At 41.1% G+C, this 21,040-nt stretch carries 17 protein-coding genes; 3 read left to right on the top strand and 14 right to left on the bottom strand.

Annotation, left to right across the window (positions count from 1 at the left end; all coding sequences use genetic code 11):
* Window positions 1-358 precede the first annotated feature (358 nt).
* The gene (locus tag IGI72_RS04795) at window positions 359-1,759 is read left to right on the top strand and encodes a metallophosphoesterase (RefSeq protein WP_375353951.1); all 1,401 of its coding nucleotides are present in this window, start codon (window positions 359-361) and stop codon (window positions 1,757-1,759) included.
* Between the two features lie 451 nt (window positions 1,760-2,210).
* On the opposite strand, the gene IGI72_RS04790 is transcribed toward IGI72_RS04795, so the two are convergent.
* From IGI72_RS04790 to IGI72_RS04755, 8 genes are all read right to left on the bottom strand, one after another.
* Window positions 2,211-2,564, bottom strand: a complete 354-nt coding sequence (locus IGI72_RS04790; RefSeq protein ID WP_005225332.1) for a nuclear transport factor 2 family protein — start codon at window positions 2,562-2,564, stop codon at window positions 2,211-2,213.
* Between the two features lie 553 nt (window positions 2,565-3,117).
* Window positions 3,118-3,318 (bottom strand): cold-shock protein, encoded by a 201-nt coding sequence (locus IGI72_RS04785; RefSeq protein ID WP_015509157.1) that lies wholly within the window; start codon window positions 3,316-3,318, stop codon window positions 3,118-3,120.
* Window positions 3,319-3,577: 259 nt separating this feature from the next.
* The gene (locus IGI72_RS04780; protein ID WP_375353947.1) at window positions 3,578-4,330 is read right to left on the bottom strand and encodes a hypothetical protein; all 753 of its coding nucleotides are present in this window, start codon (window positions 4,328-4,330) and stop codon (window positions 3,578-3,580) included.
* Window positions 4,327-5,553 carry a glutathionylspermidine synthase family protein gene (locus IGI72_RS04775; protein ID WP_375353945.1) on the bottom strand — a complete coding sequence of 409 codons (1,227 nt, stop codon included), beginning with the start codon at window positions 5,551-5,553 and terminating at the stop codon, window positions 4,327-4,329. Before IGI72_RS04775 ends, IGI72_RS04780 begins: the two co-directional genes overlap by 4 nt.
* Before the next feature lie 11 nt (window positions 5,554-5,564).
* Window positions 5,565-6,440 carry a hypothetical protein gene (locus IGI72_RS04770; protein ID WP_375353943.1) on the bottom strand — a complete coding sequence of 292 codons (876 nt, stop codon included), beginning with the start codon at window positions 6,438-6,440 and terminating at the stop codon, window positions 5,565-5,567.
* A 340-nt stretch (window positions 6,441-6,780) separates the two neighbouring features.
* Entirely contained in the window at window positions 6,781-8,091 is a 1,311-nt protein-coding gene (locus IGI72_RS04765; protein WP_438753305.1) for a PTS sugar transporter subunit IIC, read from the bottom strand.
* A gap of 11 nt (window positions 8,092-8,102) precedes the next feature.
* On the bottom strand, window positions 8,103-9,515 hold the full coding sequence (locus IGI72_RS04760; RefSeq protein ID WP_225001336.1) for a glycoside hydrolase family 1 protein: 1,413 nt from the start codon (window positions 9,513-9,515) through the stop codon (window positions 8,103-8,105).
* A gap of 156 nt (window positions 9,516-9,671) precedes the next feature.
* Entirely contained in the window at window positions 9,672-10,454 is a 783-nt protein-coding gene (locus IGI72_RS04755) for a GntR family transcriptional regulator (RefSeq protein WP_428212236.1), read from the bottom strand.
* A 209-nt stretch (window positions 10,455-10,663) separates the two neighbouring features.
* Here IGI72_RS04755 and IGI72_RS04750 point away from each other — a divergent pair, with 209 nt between their 5' ends.
* Window positions 10,664-11,248 carry a polymer-forming cytoskeletal protein gene (locus IGI72_RS04750; protein ID WP_010747631.1) on the top strand — a complete coding sequence of 195 codons (585 nt, stop codon included), beginning with the start codon at window positions 10,664-10,666 and terminating at the stop codon, window positions 11,246-11,248.
* A 191-nt stretch (window positions 11,249-11,439) separates the two neighbouring features.
* Here the strand turns inward: IGI72_RS04750 and IGI72_RS04745 are convergent, their stop codons facing one another.
* The 4 genes from IGI72_RS04745 to IGI72_RS04730 form a co-directional block, all read right to left on the bottom strand.
* A complete protein-coding gene (locus IGI72_RS04745; RefSeq protein WP_016610573.1) occupies window positions 11,440-13,104 on the bottom strand; it encodes a peptide ABC transporter substrate-binding protein in 1,665 nt (554 codons plus the stop codon).
* A 228-nt stretch (window positions 13,105-13,332) separates the two neighbouring features.
* On the bottom strand, window positions 13,333-14,280 hold the full coding sequence (locus tag IGI72_RS04740; protein WP_060792887.1) for a hypothetical protein: 948 nt from the start codon (window positions 14,278-14,280) through the stop codon (window positions 13,333-13,335).
* A gap of 108 nt (window positions 14,281-14,388) precedes the next feature.
* Window positions 14,389-15,228: a Cof-type HAD-IIB family hydrolase gene (locus tag IGI72_RS04735; protein WP_375354784.1), complete on the bottom strand. Its 840-nt coding sequence runs from the start codon at window positions 15,226-15,228 to the stop codon at window positions 14,389-14,391.
* A gap of 156 nt (window positions 15,229-15,384) precedes the next feature.
* Complete coding sequence (locus IGI72_RS04730) at window positions 15,385-16,008, bottom strand: GNAT family N-acetyltransferase (RefSeq protein ID WP_375353941.1); 624 nt, start codon at window positions 16,006-16,008, stop codon at window positions 15,385-15,387.
* A 73-nt stretch (window positions 16,009-16,081) separates the two neighbouring features.
* On the opposite strand from IGI72_RS04730, the gene IGI72_RS04725 reads away from it, so the two are divergent.
* Entirely contained in the window at window positions 16,082-16,870 is a 789-nt protein-coding gene (locus IGI72_RS04725; RefSeq protein ID WP_332283293.1) for a MerR family transcriptional regulator, read from the top strand.
* Between the two features lie 86 nt (window positions 16,871-16,956).
* Here IGI72_RS04725 and IGI72_RS04720 read toward each other — a convergent pair whose 3' ends face one another.
* The gene (locus IGI72_RS04720) at window positions 16,957-18,729 is read right to left on the bottom strand and encodes an oleate hydratase (RefSeq protein ID WP_008377255.1); all 1,773 of its coding nucleotides are present in this window, start codon (window positions 18,727-18,729) and stop codon (window positions 16,957-16,959) included.
* Window positions 18,730-18,973: 244 nt separating this feature from the next.
* On the bottom strand, window positions 18,974-20,617 hold the full coding sequence (locus IGI72_RS04715) for an SH3 domain-containing protein (protein ID WP_332283291.1): 1,644 nt from the start codon (window positions 20,615-20,617) through the stop codon (window positions 18,974-18,976).
* Window positions 20,618-21,040 lie beyond the last annotated feature (423 nt).

The following is a 21,040-nucleotide window of genomic DNA, read 5'->3' as shown; positions in this document are numbered from 1 at the left end:
AGATGAACTGCCTTTATAAAAACTTAATTTTGTCTAAGAAAGTTTAATGTTCGATTTAACGACAAATGAATTCTACCATAATGATATGACACACAGATAAAGGAAATGTTACAAAAATGTTTCAATCTAACACTCCCTTTATCTCAACGATAAATAACAGGACAATTAAAGACCGTTAAATCAACGTTTCTAAATAAATTACCGCATTTTCTTTTCATTTTCATCATCTAAAATAAATTCAACTCATGTTATCTTTATCAAAAGTAAGGCTAATTATTCAAGGTTTAAAGCTTGATCACACTTATTTTAATAAGAAAAACTATGAAAACAAGAAATCATTCAAAAAAAGACCATTTATGTGACAAGATCCCTATTCCTTTCTATAATAAATAAAACAAGCGAGGAGGGAATCGCGATTCCTACACACAAAAAATGGTTTTGGCCATTGGCACTACTTACACTTTTTGTCACCTGTTTCCTGTTATTCTTTCAATTTCGTAAGGTGCATGAAGCCGATACTCCATTGCAACAGGCGAGCAACAGTGAGTTTTGGCTCTTAAGTGATATTCATTTTCTTTCCTCCACGCTCCATGATAACGGCGCAGCCTTTCAGACCTTCACAAAGGGAGCTGCTGGCAAAGAGATGACGTATCAGGAACAATCGATCGAGGCCTTCACCGCTCAAGCCTTAAAAGAGAAACCCACGGGAATTATTTTGACCGGTGATATGACGCTCAATGGCGAGAAAGCAAGTGCTCAAGAGTTGGCAAGATTGCTTGAACCATTGCAAGAAGCTGACATTATGGTTTTAGCATTACCTGGCAACCACGAGATTTACAATGGTTGGGCGCGAGCATTTAAAGGTGAAAAGGAATACTACGCAGATCAAATCAGTCCTGAGGATTTTCAAACGATTTTTGCTGAAGGTTACGAAAAAGCCAACAGTATCGACAAGTCTTCCCTTAGCTACAGCATTCAGTTAAACGACAAGTATCGTCTCTTTTTGCTCGATTCATGTATCTACGATTCTGAGGTTAATTGGGATGATCCTACTACGAATGGTGAGTTGAAACCGGCTACTCTAACTTGGTTGGAGGAGCAATTAACCCTGACGAAAGAAGCGGAGCAAGTACCACTGGTCTTTTTGCACCATAACTTGTTCGGTCATAATGAACTCTTACAAGACGGTTATGTTCTTGACAACGCCTCTGAGACTGTCGCTTTGTTGGAACGCTTCAACGTGCCAGCCGTTTTCTCTGGTCATATCCACATTCAAGACATTAACGAAGGGAATGATTCGCTTTATGAAGCAGTCACTGGGTCTTATTCAACGGCAGAATTAGGCTACGGCGTCCTTTCTCTTTCTGACAAGGAAATCAACTATGAAGCTCGGCAGATTGATCTCGATGCTTGGGCGGCTGAAACGAAGCAAACTGATGAACAGTTGCTGAACTATCAAAACTACCAGAAAAGTATTTTTGAAAAAGACACCGACCAACTGGTCCGTGACCAATTGTCCGCCGTGTCTGAACTGTCAGATGCCCAGATGACAAAACTTTGCACGTTTGTCACGAGGCTGAACACTGCCCTTTTTACTGGCAATGATACTTACTCAGCCGAAGAAAAAGCTGCCATCAAAGACTCCGAGGAGTATCAGTGGTTAGCGACCTATTCTTACTTTTTGAAGCAATATGTCGATTCAATGCTGGACGATCAAACCGATGATCGCAAGCTGACGATCCCCCTCACAGCAGAATAAAGCCAAAAAGTGTCTTCTTCCTTTCTTTTAGGAAAAAGACACTTTTTTCTTTTCTAATGAACGATAGCCCTCTCGTTTGGGTAAACGAGAAGGCTATCTGACGAGTCAATATTTATTCTTTGAAAGTGCAGCATACTATTACTACTATTATTTATTTCTCATTTAAACGATACAATCCCTAACCTCTATTGTATCCTTGTAACTCTGAAGTTACGCCAGGTTTGAATAAATTTCTTCAAAACAAGTAACGTGTGGTACAAAAATATTTGTCGCTTATCAATAACTATACCACGCAACAAGGCGCCAACGGAAGTAAACTAGCTTATTCTTAATCATTACTTAAACAAAAGGTATTGTTTTCAAACAGTGTTGCTCCTTTAAGAATTCTACGTAAAGCGATCAACCTTCCTGTCATGCATATCTGCTAACCATTCCTATAAGGGAATTCCTTTTATTCAATAGGCAAGTCGTGCTGTTTTAAGAAAGATAATTTATCCCAGTAGCCTCTTTGAAATAAAATTTTATCATTTACTATTTGAAAAAAACCGCAGCCTCTCAAACCTAAGGGGTCACGCCACTCTAAAATTGCCCATTGTCCATCTTCGAAAATGTTCTCAACGATACAAACCATGTTTGCGTTAGAAAATTCTTGCTCAAACATCTGCTTGATCGCTTCTTTCCCAATAACTGGCTCATTGGCAACCTGATGGTTTATTGCATTCTCATCATATAATTCTGAAATACATTCTACATCTGCCTGATTAAACGCATCAACCCATTGGCAAAGTATTTCTTTTGGCTTCATATAAATCCCCCTCGAAATGTAATCATCTGTGTTCCAATCGCAATAAAAAAAGCAGCTAATTTGTACCAATATATTCTACTTTTCCAATTTATTCAAGACAATATCGAGGAAACGAATAAGAATTATCGATCTTTCGCATCGTTTACTCTTGTATAAGTACGGGGTACCTGAATCGTGGCATGTTCCGCTTTACCTGTTTCTTTATTCCATTCACATGAGTCATGCCATTTGAATCACTAGTAACCATTGCTTTTAATGGTAGCAACGCCACTAAACCTATTCAACCACTTTATTAATTTATTGAATACGGTATACAGCCCCTCTTTCTTTTTATACGCTTATCATCGAATGAGAAATCATGGGTAAGTAAACCGCGACGCTTAGGGCTAGTTGAATAGTGAAATCAAAGATGTACTATTTACCATGTTAGGTCCTCAAAGCCTGCAACTATTCTCTTATAGCAGATCATCAACACCCGATCCATTTCAATATTTATATAAAATAAAACAAAAAAAAAGCGAGAACCCAATGGATTCTCGCTTGTTAACGTCAATTAACCTTTAACGATATTTGTTGCTTGTAAGCCACGTTGGCCTTCTTCAACGTCGAAAGTCACTGCTTGACCTTCTTCTAAAGTTTTGAAGCCTTCGCCTTGGATAGCTGAGAAGTGAGCAAATACATCATTGCCGTCTTCACCTGTAATAAATCCAAAACCTTTATCTGCATTAAACCATTTTACTGTACCGTTATTCATAAACGTATACCTCCATATTACACATCGACTGTGTTTATTTGTTTGTAATAGAAAATGATGTGTAATTGAAGTGTGTATCAATAGAAAAGATAAACAAGTATTAACATATCAGAACTTTACCCATTCATCATAGCATGGTTAAAATAAAATAGCAAATAAAGTTGGCTTTTTTTCTTGATAAAAAGGTAAATTGTTAAGAAACCTTATGATTCAGTTGCCGTTTTCTCTTGCCTCCAAGGCTTTACAATCCATTATTGGATTATCCTACTCGATACTTTTCACCGCCTGAACTGATTTCAGGGATCGACATACCAAAACCGCCAGCAGCATTTCGGTTGAAACCCAGTAAAACGAAAAAGCGGTAGAACAGCTTCCAGCGCTGAGGATTGCTGATTTTTACGGTACTGATCCCGCCACGGTGATTACAAAACATGATAGTAATACCAGCTTTTTGGAATTGATACAGCACATATTCTAAATCACGGCGCACTTTGTCCGTCTGAACAAGGATCTCGCGGATACCATGCTCTAAAAGTAGATTTGCGGAAGGAAAATCTTGCGGAACAACGCACCAGCGATTATCAAACTTGCCTGATTTTCGTTTGATCTTCGTTAAACGATTGCCATCCAATAAAAATACTGGATTGGCATCATCTGCTATTCGGTTTTTATCAAAAGCATATGCGCCATCGACAACTGACTGAACAAGGTTTCTCATCGGAACGATGGAGGAACTGCCGCCATTGACCCCATTAAACAGCAATACAGGGCAATAACCCGATAATGCGGCTGTCAGCCCTGCCTCGACACTTTTTTCTCCCGGCAGATCAACGATCACTGCTCGTCGTCTGCGGTACTTGGCCCAAGGCGCTTTTTTTAGTTGAGAAAAAGCGCCCGGCTGTTCATCAGTGATCCCCATAAATACCACCGGTTTTGTCCAACGTGTCCATAGCAATCGCTCAGCCGTCCATCTTTGGTAGAGATATTGGGCGGCGTCATGATTTTTTCTCACATTTCCCCCTCCTTTTTCCGATGAATCAGTACTGGAAGATCTTGCGCTTTTTCATCGATTCGAGCATAGGAACTGATACGACCATAGATCCCAGCGAACTTGCCATCAATTACAAAAACGCCTAAACACAAATGAAACGCTCGCCCGTCTTCTGTTAAAATCGGTTGACTGTCAAACCGCTTTTGAACGATCCATTCCTTTTTAAAACGCAATGCATCACGACGGATTTTTTTAAACTCATTTTCCGACGTACGTTCACGAATTGTAATCGACTCCCCAACTCGACCAAAAACTGGCTTATACAAATAGTCGCTATCTTCATAATCAAGAGCCTCCACAGCTTTTGTCTCCGGCAAAAGCTTGTTCCATAAGGTTGGCTGCCCCAAATGTTGAAAAAGCAGCGGCAAGCGTTTGGACTGGGTCAAAATCGCAAAAGGATGATTGCATGATACCGTACTCGTTTGATAAAAACCTTGCCACTGCGTACGAAATGGCAGGCACAGCATCCATTCTAAAGGAAAGAAACGGACGATTCCTTGAATGTTTGTCTGATTATCCTTTTCATAGGCAACTCCCTCACGAAAGCTTAACCGATCGGGTGCCAAGTAGACAGCTTGGTATCCGTTATGCTGGAAATGATCCCCCATAAATTGCATTACTTGCCGATCATCCGCGTAAGAAGTCGCATGCACAAAAGCGATTCTTGCCCCTAATGATATCCTTTTTTTAAACGCCAGCAACAGATGCTCTGACACTTTTTGGCTTTCCTGTACATCTGTTAAATATCTCTTAGCGAGCTCTGGCAAAATCGAACTTTCCGCAAAACCGCCGGGGACATCACTGTTTACTTCTGAAATTTGCCATCCTTCAGTCGTGGGATGAAAGTCAAACCGCATCAAGCGGATGTGCCGTGATGAATCATAGTTCCGATGTTTTTTGAGCTGGTTTCTGATTCTTCTTGGCAGCTTCAGTGCGTTGATCAATGAACGGTCTGCCAACAGCTGCGCTTCGATTGCTGTTGTTTCAGCGGCCAGTTCTTCTGACAAGGACGCCAGTTCTTGCTCCGTCTCTTCATTCAAAACTACGGCATATTCACTGACCGTATTGCTGTCATAGACTTGCGGATCCCATTTATACCCTTGAAAAATCACCTGTTGCCGATAAGAGGTATACTGTTTATCTGGTATTTTTATTAGCTTGATTTGTTTTTTCGTCGATAGCATAAAATCAACTCCTAAAAAATGGATGGAAGCAGCGATATGACAGCCACACTGTACAGCAGATAAAGAGCGCCGACGAGCTTGGCGATCAAGGCAAATCTTTTCACGTTGTTTTTCGCATGTGCTTTTTGAAAACAGAAATATTCAAAACACACGGCTGTAAAAAACAATGGTAAAACTGGCCAAGCAGTTGAAAAGTCGGTCACGGTAGCGACTGCTGAGACCCAATCCCCTCCAGATGCTCGTGCAAAAATCAGTCCAGAAGCTGCCAAATAACTGCCGAGATGTATGCCGCTAGGCCAAGTACGTTCTCTGACAATTTTCGTGATGACTTGCGTACTTGTGTCAAAAAGATGAAGCAGTAACAGCCATAGCACCGTCCCAATTCCACTAGCAAGAACGATCGTCCACCATCCCGGTCCATCACCAATATTACCGCCAGCAAAAATTACGCCGATACCTACAAGAGCACCGGCAAGCACTGCAACTGCGCCTTTATTTTCGCCTAGTAATGCATCATCTCTGTAGGAGAACTCGACTGCCAGCAAAACACCGTTTAAGCCTAAAGCCAGCCAAGTAATTCCCATGAAAATATAAAAATAAATATAAATTCCTTTAACATCCCAAGATGCAGCATTCAGTAAAATCAAGAGATGCAGTAGCGTCACTAGCAAAGGCAGGCTTGACAAGTAAAGGAATCGGCCATAATGTTTAAAAAAACGAGCGTTGCGATAAATGCTCAAATACCAGCTTCGAAGAAACCGTATGCTGATAAAAATACACAAGAGAAATAGGATCAATTCTGGTACGGAGTAAGACAGGTGGTGATAGACAAAGCCTAAGATCATCAGTACTGCAAACAAAAAGATTTGTAAGTAAAACGAAACCAACCCCTCCTTCTTGTCAAATTATTCTGCAAATGAATCATTATTCTTCATTTTACCGAAGAAAATAATCAAAGGGTAGGGAACATACCGCTCTTCTTGCATTTTCCAGCTTATTTCAGAGAATGAAACAGTGATTAGCGAACTGTTCTCATTTGAAGGTAAGAAGCCAGATAGTTTCATTCACTATTACAAGCAGCTAAAAGAAAAGACATTATACCTAAGTTCAAGCAGTTGACTGATCGAAAGCGCATGTAGCACAAAAAACACACGCACAGCCGATAGCGGAAAGAAGCTTCCGCTCACATGACTGGACGTGTGTTTGTTTTTTATAGGAAAAATCTGCTTATTTGTTGCCCGTTTCGCTACCTCCCATACGGTTCGAAGCTAAAACAAATGGTGTATAGATCAAAAAGGCTAGCACCAAAATAACTACTTGAACCAAAATGGCCGCAAAACTTTGATAACCTACAAACGCATTGACAAATAAGGGCAATCCAAACGGCACTTCCACACTAGCTGCTGGAATAATCTGGGTCACTGTAGCAATGTAAGCAACAACGGTAGCCATCAATTGCGAAAGGATAAATGGAATCGCGAAAATTGGATTCATAACGATTGGTAATCCATAGACTAGCGGTTCATTGATACCGAAAATCCCAGGAATCAAAGCTAGTTTTGAAATGAGTTTTTGATCTTCTCTTTTTGAAAAAACCAGTAAAGAGAGAATCAAGGCAATCGTCACTCCAGCCCCACCCATTACCACATATACTCGAAAGAATGTCATGGTCAATGGATTTGTAGCAGCTTCTCCTGCTTGAACTTGCGCAATATTGTCTGCAAGACCTGCTAACGCCAATGGACTTAAGATAGGCATGATCACCATATTGCCATGCAGACCAAAGACCCAAAAAATGGCTGAAGCAAAAGCCAATAAAATGATTCCAACAGGACCGTTTTGCATCACTTTTTGCATCGGTACTTGCAATGTATTATAGATAATGTCACTTAAATAATTGCCCGTCCAATTGAAAATAACGGTACTAATAATTGAAAATACTAAAAGAACGAGTAGTACTGGTATCAAAGAATTAAAAGACCGAGCAATTCCGCTTGGTACACTTTCTGGCATTCGGATTTTCAATTTTTCTTTTTTCATTAACCAAGAAAAAAGTTCTACTGAAAGAGTAGCAATCAGCATCGCTACAAACAATTCTTGTGCATTGATACTTGTTGTTGCAATACCACTGGTTAAAATGTCCTCCATTCCTTCCACCACTGTTACGATCGTTTGTGGCACGATCGTCAAAAATGAAACAACTGCTACTAACGCACTATAGTTTTCATCCACACCATTTCTTTGCCCAATAATTTTCCCAATCAAAAAGGCAATGGCAATACTCATCGTCGACATAGTTGCATAATTAATTGCTGTAAAAGCTGGACCGATAGCGCTTAAAAAAGAAAAAGCTGCAAATTGCGCCAAACCGACTTCTTCAGAACAAAGAATGGTGTTAAATAAAGTTGCGAACGAGCCAACAATAATAAATGGCATATAAACGGTAAAGGCTGTTTTAATACTGTAAAGATATTTATTCTGGTTGATCGCTTCGGCAGTGTGGCCGATTTTATTCGCAAAAGAATCAAAAAAAGACATAATTTCCCCTCCTACATATCAGCTAGATTATTATTTTGTTCGATTATTTTTTTGTAATACGCAAAGCTGTCTTTCTTGCGACGCTCAAATGTTCCGTTCCCTTCATTATCAACATCTACGTGGATAAAACCGTATCTTTTATTCATTTCTCCTGTGCCTGCACTTACAATATCTATGATTCCCCACCACGTATAAGCAAGGATTTCACAGCCATCATGGATGGCTTCAGATAAGGCAAGCAAATGATCTCTTAAATAGTTTTGGCGTTCTTTATCGATAATCTTGCCATTAGCGTCGATGTGATCTTCCATGCCGAGGCCATTTTCAGCAATCATCAAAGGAATTTGATAGCGATCATGCAATTCATTACAAACATACCGCAATCCCAAAGGATCAATTTGCCAGCCCCAAGGCGAAGTTTCTAAATAGGGATTTTTTTTCCCTTGTGGACCGCCAGTTCCCGTCTTCATCTTTAAATCATGAGAGTAGACTGTCGTTAAATAGTAACTGAATGCTAAATAATCACTCGTATAGGATTGAATCGTTTCTAAATCGCCTTTTTCTATTTCAAGATCGATAGATAACTCTTCAAATAATCGTTTAGAATATGCTGGATAGGCCCCTCGGATCATCACGTCTGAAAAAAACAAAGATTTTCTGCGAAACTCATAACTACCAAATATATCTTTCGGATTGGGCGTATCAGGGTACACCCCACTAAGTGAAAGCATACAGCCCATTTTTGCTTTAGGATTTATCTTCTTCAATGATTTGTTTGCTAAAGAATGGGCAACGAACATATGATGAGCTGCTTGATATTGTGCTTGTGCAGGATTTTCGTCTTCCTCCGTTCTTAAAGCGCCCGCAAACCACGGAATTTTTACAATATTATTGATTTCATTAAAGCTCATCCAATAAGTGACCTTTTTACCATATTCTGAAAAAATCACCTCACAATAATTGAGAAAAAAAGAAATCAGTTGCCGATTTTTCCAGCCACCGTATTCTGTCGCCAAGAATAATGGTGTTTCATAATGAGAGATGGTCACGATTGGTTCGATCTTGGCAGCTAGTAGTCCATCAATCAAGCGATGGTAAAAGTCTATTCCTTCTTGATTCGCTTCTTTCTCATCGCCACGTGGAAAAAGTCGCGCCCAGTTGATCGAAAAACGAAAGCATTGTAGACCCATTTCTTTTAACAAAGCAATGTCTTCTTCAACATGATGATAAAAATCGATTGCCTTATGGGAAGGATAATAGTGATCTTTTTTTAACTGAGGATCAATCGTCAGTAATCGTTCTTTCCCCACCGGTAAAATGTCGCAGATCCCCAATCCCTTGAGCCCCTCTTGGTAGGCTCCTTCCGCTTGGTTTGCTGCAATGGCTCCGCCAAATAAAAACTTGTCGGGAAATCCTTTGCTCATAACTATCACTCCTCTTTCTTGATAGCTAAAATTTATCATAGAAAAAGAAAAGCACAATTTTATAAAAAGGCTTACAATTTTTGATTTAAAAAGGTTTTACAAAAAATCTGGTACCTTTTAAAGATAGAAATCCATCTATAAAAAGTACCAGAAAAATCAAAAATCATAAAGTTTATCTTGTTGATGTCGAAAATCGAAGGTTTCTTTATTAAATGGCAAACGGAAAGTCCCTTTATAATCTACAGCAATTCTTGAAGTTAACTCAACGATCAGCCCCTCAGTAGTAATCGTTCGGCTGGTGACTTTCATTGCAGCACTATTTTTTTTAAGATGAAAGACTTGCGCATCTTGCTCCGAGAGATTTACTGCTTCAAAACTCGTCAAACTATGAGAGATATAATAACCAGCATCAATCAATAGTTTCTGAATCGAACCTTTCCCCATCTCTTCATCAAAATAAGGAAATACTTTTTTAGGAAAAATCGACTCTTGAATCTCCGTTACCTTTTGATCAAGAATGCGTAAACGCTTCAATTCCCAAACAGATCCAATCAATTGGGCATCAAAGATATTCGCTTCTCTTTTTGTCATTTCTCGTTCTTTTAATAAAAGGACTTTTGATTCTATTTGATTCGATTTTTTTTCAGTTACCGAGCTGTAGATCAAGCTTGGGTTTACTTTTGTCTTCTTGATTAGATAACCTTTTTTAGGGACAGCTTCCAAAACACCTATATCGATCAATTTTTTTAACGCTTTTCTAACAGTATTTCGCGATACTTCATATTTTTCCGCAAGATTTCTTTCTGAAAGAATTTTTTGGGAGGGTTTGCTCTTCTTTTGATAGATTTTGCTTAATAAATCCTCCACAATAAACTCAGCTTTACTCATTCTTTTTCCTCCTCCCCTTTTCAGACTATAGCTTCCTTCAAATTTTAGCATTAATCTTTGTCAATAAACCACCTACGATTTTTTTATCCTACAGAAATTTTCCTACCTCTCCCATCTGTGAATTTGAAATTTTTTTAATCCTAGGCTGCTATTTATTAAATTTCTCCTCATTTATGTTTTTTGTTTCACAAACTTCACCTCGGTATGGTATAATCATTTTGTTTTTAAGAAAACTATGGGAATACAAAGGAGAAGGAAACATGAAAAAAACTAAAATCACTTTAATCGCTGCATCATTGCTTATGGGAGGCACTCTTTTAGCTGCATGTAGTTCAGATAACGATACAGCTGCAAGCTCATCATCATCAACAGCAGCTTCAACTGCTGCATCAACTGAATCATCAGATGACGTTGTTTCAACTGCTTCTATCAGTGACCAAACTTCAGTGATCGAAAAAGCATTGAGCGCAGATGGTAACTGGATCGTTGCTGTAACTGGCGACATGACATTTGATAACGATGTAACCGTTGATGGCGAATTCCACGACAAAGGTGACGACTCTGCTGATATCTACCGTAAATTTGCATTGTACTCACAAGATGAAGACCGCAACGTAACAGCTGAATACACAGTAACTGTTCCTAAATTGATCGTTAACTCAGAAAACTTCAACATCGTTCACGGTGTAATCAAAGGTGACGTTGAAGTGAATGCTAACGGCTTTGTATTGAACGGTGCAAAAGTTGAAGGTAACGTAACATTCACTTCAAAAGAATTCCAAGATTCAGCAACACTTGACGAAGATGGCGCTTCTGTAACAGGTGACGTAACAGTTAGCGAATAATCTTTCACTGGATTTCTGTGAAATAGATGAACAAAAAACGAGGTTGGCAAGTCGATCGTTGATCCCTTGCCAACTTTTTTTGTTTTTTTATAAACAATTGCATCCGCTCTCATTACTAACATTGTGTAAGTAAGAACAAAGCCCAAAAAAAACTGGCTTGCTCACGCAAAACCAGTTTCTTCTTTAGGCGCTTATTCTTCAATAACTGCCCACTTGTAGTCATATTGCGCACCAGCACCGTGTGATACGACCCCTTTTACTTTTGGTGCACGTAAATGAGCTTCAACGTTTTGGTACACAGGGATGACCCCTTGTTGATCCATAATGATTTTCTCTGCATCTAACAAATCTTGCCAGCGAGCATCTGGATTGCCAGCGTTTGTCGTGGCAGACGATTTCACTGCTGCATCGTACTCCTCACTTGTCCAACGACCGCGGTTGTAGGAATTGTCGGTAACAAACAAATCAGTAAAGCTACTAGCATCCGCATAGTCAGCTCCCCAACCACCCATGACGACATCAAAGTCACCTGAGTTTGAACGATCTAAACGAACGGAGAAAGGAACAGGACTTAGGCTAACTTTCACCCCATCCAGCGTGTCTTGGATCGCACTTTGAATATACTCAATGGCCTTTTTGGTTGAATCTGTATCAGAAGCCAAAATTTCAAAGCTTAAGGAATCGATTCCTAACGCCTCTTTGGCTTTTTCCCAATGTTCTTTGGCCTTTTCTTGATCGTATTCAATGACACTTTCCGCTTCATCGACAAAATCAGTATTATCAGTTGGGTTAAAGGTCATTCCTTTTGGTATCAATCCTGTGGAAGCCAATGAACCGTCCCCTAAAATCGATGTCACTAATGCATCACGATCGATGGCATAAGAGATTGCTTTACGCAGATCCTCATTGCGGAATGGCGAATCTTCTTCGCGCTGATTCAACTCGATATAGGAAGTACGGGCTAATGGTTCTGACACAAACGCTTCATCATTGGCCATTTGCTGTGCCAATTCTCCTGTTAAGATGACGTCGTCTGCTTGCCCATCTTGGAATAGATTCAAGGAGGTCGATGATTCTTTTACGACACTAACATTGATGGTATCAAGTTTCACCGTCTCTTTGTCCCAATATTGGTCGTTCTTTTCATATGACCATTCTGTATCGGTTCCTGGCCCATCAAAGCCAGCCAACACAAAGGGTCCATTGTAAACGGCATTGTCGCTTGTTGAAGCATATTGATCGCCGTTGTCTTCTACGACTGCTTGGCTTTGTGGGAAGAAGGATGGAAACGCCAATAAGTATTGGAAGTATGGCGTAGGTGTCGTCAGCGTGATTTCTAATTCATAGTCACTGACTGCTTTGATCCCTAATTCTGAGGCATCTTTTTCACCTGCTGTTATCGCTTCGGCATTGGTTACGGGCGCAAATAAGTACGCATACTCAGAACCTGTTTCCGCACTTACGGTGCGTTGCCAACCAAACACATAATCCGCTGCCGTTACTGGTTCTCCATTTGACCATTTGGCATCTTCTCGTAGTTTCAATTTATAGGTCAGACCATCTTCACTGACTTCCGCTAATTCGGCGGCACCTGCTGGTTCGGGCTTACTATCAGCATCTAAGCGGTACAACCCTTCATACACATTATTTAAAGCACTGAAACTGATCGTATCGGTGGCTAAGGATAGATCGGCACTCGGCATTTCTTGTTGAACCACAACATTAAAAATTTGTTCGGCAGCTGCTGTCCCACTACCACTTGAACTTTCACCTGTACTTGATGTCCCTCCTGTTGAGCAACCTGCTAATACGATTCCACAAACAGCGACGACACCATATCCCCATTTTTTCTTCATCTTACCTACCCCTTATGAAAATCCAAAATTTTCAGAATTATTACAAAACTCTGAATGTAAATAAGATTTTAATAAATATTAATTATAAAAGCAAGCTATTTTTCTCATTTTATTATTATTTATTTTTTATGTTAACACTGCATGTTATTATTTATGACACAAAAACAAAAAACACAAAGCGAAAAAGATCTCACTTTGTGTTTTTTTATCTTTGGATAGAAACGTGGATTACTCCATTTTATAGCTTTGACGCGTCACTTTCCCCTCTCGTACCGTAGCGATAATAGTTGGCACAGCCCCAATCGCCGTAAAGAGATAGACCAGACCTAAGTTCCCGTAATATTGACTCGCTTCCAAATATCCTTCACGAATCAAATCAGGTAAAATACGGAAGGCATAGAAGACATCAACGTCCGTGTAATAATTTGCTACACTGATCGACCAGTCGATACGATTCCCGACATAGACCATGATGATCATGACGATAATACTACTAATAATACCTTTTGTGCTGAGTTTTCCACCTAATAATTCATACCCTTTGATGGCACAGATCGCCATCGCGATCCCAGACAATGCAGCAACATACCCCAGTTGTCCTAATAAAATAATTGCGCCGGCACCAATCAGTGAGCCAAGAAACGCACCCACGGTTCCAGCTAACCAATTTTCTTTTTTCTGCCCCTTTTCCCGTTCTTGCGCAAGGACTGCTTCTTGTTGTTTCTTAAAGCAAGCTTCACAGGCAATGACGGGAGCGCCGCCAATCGCATACAGCGAAACCGGCTCAGTGACCGCGCCGCAGAAGGTACAAGCATTTTGGAAGCCTTTCGTCTTCAAAAAATTCGTCAACTGGTCCAACGCAGTACGTAACTTGTCCACGGTTTTCCCTGCAGTCATCGCTCCGCGTAATGTATAGGCAACTTGATATCCTTGGATCACACAGTCGATGATCTCTTTTGACTCACTTAAAACTTCTTTGACTTCTTCTTGGTTGGGAAGTTCGCCATCTTTGCTAAGTGAAAAATGAGCCACTAGAGAATAACTATTGTTATTCTCTTGAACTAAAAAAAGTTTATAACTATGATACGTTCCATAAATCACCCCAGTGGAAGTATCAACGGAGAGCCCCAACGGCTCGGCAAATTTGGTCAATGTCTTCTCGATCTTCTTATTCATTTTTCTCCTTCTTTCCAACAAACACTTACCTTTTTAGGTATAGCTAAAAGTTTAAGGAGAGTAGAAATGAAAGTCAATCAATTTGTTCAAAAAACCTAGTTTTTTTATCTATTCTGTGACAAATTGCCGCAACGCATCAGCAACCCCATGGTCTGTATTGCTAGTCGTCACAAAATCAGCTTTTGCTTTGACCAATTCGGGCGCATTCTCCATCGCAACACCAATACCAGCTGAAGCAATCATTGGCAGGTCGTTAAAATTATCGCCAATCGCTAAGGTTTGCGCCAGCGGCACTTGAAAATAGGCCGCCAATTCATTTAGCGCCTTATCTTTTCCCACAGCTTGATGAGTGACTTCCAAATAATTCTCTTTGGATAAGTAAAAGGCGCTTTCTAAAAATCCAGCGTTCTGGCAGGCAGCATGAAGCGCTTGGATTTCTGCCGTTGTGCCGATCAAAAGAAACTTATGAACCTCAAAAGCTTCTTGTGCCAACAGTTGTTCTAATGAAGTTTCTACAGGAGTCTCTTTGGTGATCGCCGCTTCTGCTCGTGCCCATTGGTCCACTCTTTCGCAATACCACTGATCACCAGAGTAGACATTGATGGAAACACCAGGAAAATCAGCTTTGATGCGCGCAACCAAAGTTTTTGCTTCTGCTTTTTTGACCTCATGACTGAAAATCGGTACCAGTGTGCCCTTTTGATCGTACCCTCCAATCAGGGCACCGTTGTAACAAGCCAAGGGCCAGTCTTCTATCCCTAATTCTTGAGCTATCGGTAGCATTCCTTTCGGGGAGCGAGCGGAAGCCAAAACAAAAGGAATCGCTTGCTGCTTCAATCGTTTGATTTCTTCAATCAAATCCAGATCGATTTGATGCTTATGATCCAAGATCGTCCCATCAATATCACTTAAAATAAACCCTATCTGCTTTTTTTCCAAATAAACCATCCTTTCCCATTCCCCATCCTTTTTACGAAAGCGGGTTGAGCCATCGCTTTCGACCAAAATAAGCGCCGTTTCCATAAAACGAAAACAGCTTCCTTGACCTTCTTTGCTTCCAGTTTACCATACTAGCCAATGAAAAAAGAGTGCATCGCTGCACTCTTAGGAAGTATAGATATAAAACTCGATTTCCTTCTTAATCGGTTTTTTGATCCAGCGTTTCACAGCAGCTGCCCGCTTCAAGCCCATATGCTCATAAAAACCGAAATTACAGGTGGTATCGGTATAAAGGAAAAACGGAGCCGTTTTGTCCTGCTGGACCATCGCTAAAAAGGAAGTAAAGAGCTGCTTGCCTACACCCAATCCTTGTGTTTTGGGACTAACGGCAAACAAACCAACTTCGGTCTGAGAAGGAGTTTGTAAGTCTTTCAACATCGCTTGATTTAACTCAGCCACCTCCTTGGCATAATGCAGCAGCGTGTTTCTCCCTTCTTTCGTAAGCAGTAAGCAGCCAGCATGCCAAATCGTTTCCCCCCAATAGCGCGCTGGATGAAGCTTCTTCCCGCTTTTACTGTCTGCTAACAAGATGCCGACAGCTTCACCATTTAAAAGAGCCACCCGCGAATAGGTCGCACGGGCAAGTTCGTAACACAAAAAGACATGAGCAAAGTGCTTGGCGGTCTTCTTGTCAAATTGCTTGTCGTAGTTCCAGCTATCAATAATTACTTGCACAAGCGCAGGCAGATCTTCTCGTTTAAATGGTCGATATGTTACTTTTTTATTCATTCTATCTTCCTCCCAGTAGTTGACTATCCTTAGTATAAAGTTTACAGTAACTGTAAAGTCAAGGAGGAGCTTCATGAAAACCAAATTAAAAGTATCGGAAATGGCACGCTTCGCGCGGATCAATCCTCGGACACTCCACTATTATGACGAGATTGGGCTATTTCAACCAAACAGGAAAGACGAGAACGGGTATCGGTATTATTCCCTTGATCAACTTTTGGATCTCGGATTGATCCTGTCATTGAAAGAATTATCGATGCCCTTAAAAGAGATCCAAACAGCGCTGCAGGGGGATGCCGAGACCATGAGAAACTTATTGGAAGCCAAGCGGCAAACCATCGATGAAAAAATTCAGCAGTTGACCAACATCAAAAAAATCATCGAACGAAAAGCTGCGGATTTGCGCCTGGCTGCAGAAAAAACTTCCCCCTTCACCTTGAAGGAACAGCCAGAGGAATATTTCTCCCTTAGTCCTAGATTAAACGGCAGCTCCATCCCAGAGATGATCACCCAAGCCTACGACCTTTTGATCGCACAGCCTTATCTTTTTTCGAATAACGAGTACGGTTTTATGATTCGGACGAACAAAGACGATACGCAAGACATCGACTACGTTTACGTGCGGCAAGAAGAGCCGCAAGGGACTTCCTTCGTGAAACCAGCAGGATGCTATTTAACCGCCATTTATCAGGGGGATGACGAAGGATTGAAGCAGTTCTATCAAAAACTCAAGCAGCTGATTGCGACGCACCAATGGCAAATCGATGACTACTTCTATGAACGATCGATCCACGAAACGACCCTTAGCAACGAGCAAGCTTATTTGACAGAGATCCAAGTTCGGATTTTATCTGAGGAATAATGATTCGTTCAAACTGCGCTAAAAAGCAAATAAAAAGCGCAACGACAACGAGCAGCTTCTTTCGCCTCGTTGTCGTTGCGTTTTATTTAAATCAAATGGTTTTCTTTCAACAGATCGCCAATGTAGGTATGTTCGGTTTTCTTAACGAAGCCTTCCAAGAGTTTCCGTTCGATAAACGGCAGCTCCATTTCCGTAATTTTTTTCTTATCGGTCAGATAATAGACAGCTTTGGCCAAAGTACGTAGATCATAAGCGGAAGCAAACACTTCTGGTACCCCACGTTCCACATCTAATAGCTGATAAACAGCCTCCATTGCAGTCCGAACGGAATATTCTGTTGTAAAAACAGTGTCTCGTTCAGTCTCTGCGAAATTACCGATAAAAGCTAAGTTTTTGGAGCCATTTGGAATAACCAATGGCCGATCCCCTGGTTCACGCAGCATGAAGTAAGAAGTGATAAACGGCATGTAGACTGGAACTGCCACACTTGATTCTTTTGAAATGCGTTGGATTTCTGCTTCTGGCACGCCTAAATGGTAAAGCAGTTCTTGCACGATTTCTTGTCCAGAACATTGTTCAATTGGTTTTTTGATGTAGTTCCCTGGTGTATTTGACAACAAGCCATACACCCATGTGATCGTTTGTTGGTCTTTTTGTTCTTTAAAGTGCGGTTGGCGATGGGTCGCAAAGCTCATCATCCAATTGGAATCTTTGATGGTGATGATCCCGCCAGTGACGATTCTGCCTGTTCGTAACTTGCGATGGGTCAATTTTTCTAAATAAGGTTCCACATCAAAATTTTGCCAAGTCACGGTTGCCGAAACAAACCAGCTTTCTTCAGGTAAGTTTTCATAAAAGACTTCTGGATGACCAAACTCAGGCGATTGCGCCGCCAAGTTTTTCCATAAACGCCAGCTGCCACCAGGTGCTTTTGAGATAGGCGCTGGAGTATAATGGTCCCCTTGCGTGGAACTTTCAGTAATCGATCCGTTGGTAACAAAGACCAAGTCATCTTCTGATAAAGGAATTTCTTCGATTGCTCCCGCTTTTTCCAGCACAAGTTTTTGAGCAACTTTTTCCTCGCCCACGATCCGAACATCGATATTGCTGACGGTGCATTCATATTGGAAGTCAACTCCTTGTTCTTCCAAATAAGCAAGTAGTGGTTTGACCAATGACTCATATTGGTTGTAACGGGTAAATTTTAACGCAGTAAAATCAGGCAAGCCATCGATATGGTGCACAAAACGCAACACATAGCGGCGCATTTCAATCGCCGAATGCCATTTTTCAAAGGCGAACATCGTACACCAGTATAGCCAAAAATTGGATTCAAAGAATTCTTCGCCAAAAACATCTTCGATTTTTTTCCCGATCAATTGATCTTCTGAAGTCATAAATAATTGGGTCAATTCCTTTTGTGCTGTAGCAGACAAGGTAAATTCTCCATCATCTGCTGCTCGTTGGCCGCGATTGTGAATGATCCGACAGTTAGACGAATTTGGATCATCGTGGTCCAACCAGTAAAACTCATCTAGCACCGAAGCATCTTCCACCTCCAAAGATGGAATCGAGCGAAATAGATCCCACAGACACTCAAAATGATTTTCCATTTCTCGACCGCCGCGGGTCACAAATCCATCATGGGGAATGAATTTTCCGTCCAATGAACCGCCTGATAAAGAAAGTTCTTCAAGGACGTGGATTTTCTCACCCGCCATATGGCCGTCACGGATCAAGAAGACTGCCGCAGCAAGTCCTGCTAATCCCCCACCAACAATATAGGCTTCTTTCTTTTCGACATCTTTCGGTTTTCTGCTTCTTGCAAAAGCTTCGTAATTTCCGTTCGTATATCTCATGTAGATCCCTCCTAATATTGGTACGTTTTTATGGTATCAGTAACTATTTTTTTTGACAAAAATTTGTACTAATAAAAACAAGTGATTTTGACAAATCGGCCTTTTTGTCAAAAAAACAGGGCAAAGCCCCACCTTTTAAAAAGATCTGCGCCCAACCCAAAAAGCGCCCCTAAGAAAACTGATGGCAGCTTTCTTAGGGGCGTTTCTAACAAAGGACAAACCCTTTGCCTATTCAATGAAACATTTATTTCACTCGTAGAGCGAAGCTAGCAGTCGAAAAGCCTGATTGTGCTTCGGTGACTGTATAACCCGTGCTTGGCGCATGGATATAGCTTGTATTACTGGTAGCGATCGCTACGTGGTAGGTATTCCCTTTTTGACCCCAGAACAGCAAGTCGCCAGCTTGTGCTTGCGAGACAGGAATGATCGTCCCTGCGCTTTCTTGTGGGACTGTCCAATCACCGATGTTTTTGCCCGTCACTTTTAAGAAGACGTAGCGTGTAAACCCAGAACAGTCAAAGACATCTGGTCCTTTGCCTCCCCATTGATAAGGAGTGCCGATATGTTTTCTAGCTTCTGCAACGATCGCTGCTCCGTTCACGCTCATCGGAACATTGGTATTGCCTGCGTTGTTATTGTTACCAGGAGTCGTTGCACTGACTTCCTTCACATACGCTGCAGATACCCAGCCACCCGTTGATAACTTATACCAAGTGGCATTGCCATTGACTGACGTTCCTTGTTTTTGAGCGACTGCTTTGAAAGTCGCATTGCTGCCCAAACTGCTGACTACACTTGCAGAAGTTGATGCATTTGAGCGGACATTCATACCAGTGGTTGTTTGGAACGTTTTATTGATGGCTTGCTCACTCGCATTGTTTGAGCCGTTTGATGAACCGGTGTTGCTTGAACCTGTGTTTGAATTATTGTTATTACTTGTATTTCCAGAACTAGACGTGACGTCACGTACATATGCCGCTGTGATCCAGCCACCAGTCGATACTTTGTACCAAACATTGGTGCCGCCAACGGATGTGCCATTTTTCTGGGCAACGACCTTCACCGTCGTGCTGTTGCTTAGGCTGCCAACGACACTACCACTTGTTGAGGCACTCGAACGGACATTCAATGCCGCTGTTGTTTTCACGTTCTTGTTGATAGCCGTTTCTGCAGAAACACTTGTGTTGCCGCCAGAAGAACTATTGCCTGTTGAGCTGCTGGAAACATCTTTGACATAGGCCGCCGTGATCCAACCACCTGTGGACAATTTGTACCAAGTGGTCGTGCCATTCACCGACGTTCCACTCTTTTGTGCAACGACTTGTACTGTCGCATTGCTGCTTAGTCCACGTACGACACTAGAACTAGTCGTTGCATTTGAACGGACGTTCAATGCAGTGGTCGTTTTCACTGATTTCGAGATTGCTTTTTCCGATGAAGACGACGACGAATTGGACGAGCTAGTATCGGCAGAAGAAGAGCCTGAGGTGCTTTTCACATAAGCACCTGAGATCCAGCCCCCTGTTGATAGCTTATACCATGTTGTATTGCCATTCACTGAGGTACCGTTCTTTTGAGCCACCGCAGTGATTGTTGTATTTGCTCCTACGCCACTTACGATAGAGGCACTTGTTGAAGCATTTGAACGAACATTCAGTGAAGCTGTTGTTTTAAATTGTCGATTGATCGCCGTTTCAGCTGACGATCTGGCAAGAGTAGCAGTTGTGTTGGTTGATGACGAAGCGTTTGTCGTTTCGGTCGCATGAGCAAGAGACGTAAAGACACCTGAAGTCGATGCTAACGCTGCTGTGATACCCAATCCTTTTTGTACGAAAAGGGACCGTTTTTGTTTCACTAAACGCTTACGTTTGATTTTCCGAGATTCCAATAAAACACCCCCTGTACCCCATTTTAACAAAAATTAATATTTTTTGATATTGTTTTCGTTTTGTATTTTTTTAATTTGCGTTTAATAAAACGTGTCATTTATTTTCCTGCGTTATTCTTTTTGATCACTTTCTCTTTGGTGTTGCTCAATGGCACACTATTTACAAAGATTTCTATAAACGACAGAAAAACGCTATTTCATTCAACGTTATTTTAATTCGCGAATAAAAACAGGAATTTTTTTGCAAACAAACCCACTTTTTGAAAAACAAGACTGTTATTTGAATAACATTTCTTTCCTGATCCCCTTTTTCAAAAACCGATACTAAAACCACCCATTTATCATTCCTTTTTTACACGAGGGATTCTGTGAAAAAATTGTTTCAAAAAGAACGCTACTTCCAGCTGTGTGATCGACGCTTAG

The sequence above is a fragment of the Enterococcus sp. DIV1059_2 genome (assembly GCF_051713685.1).
In the GTDB taxonomy this organism is placed as follows: Bacteria; Bacillota; Bacilli; order Lactobacillales; family Enterococcaceae; genus Enterococcus_D; species Enterococcus_D casseliflavus.
The sequence above is the reverse complement of the archived record's forward strand: the minus strand, read 5'-3'. Positions and strand labels throughout refer to the sequence as shown.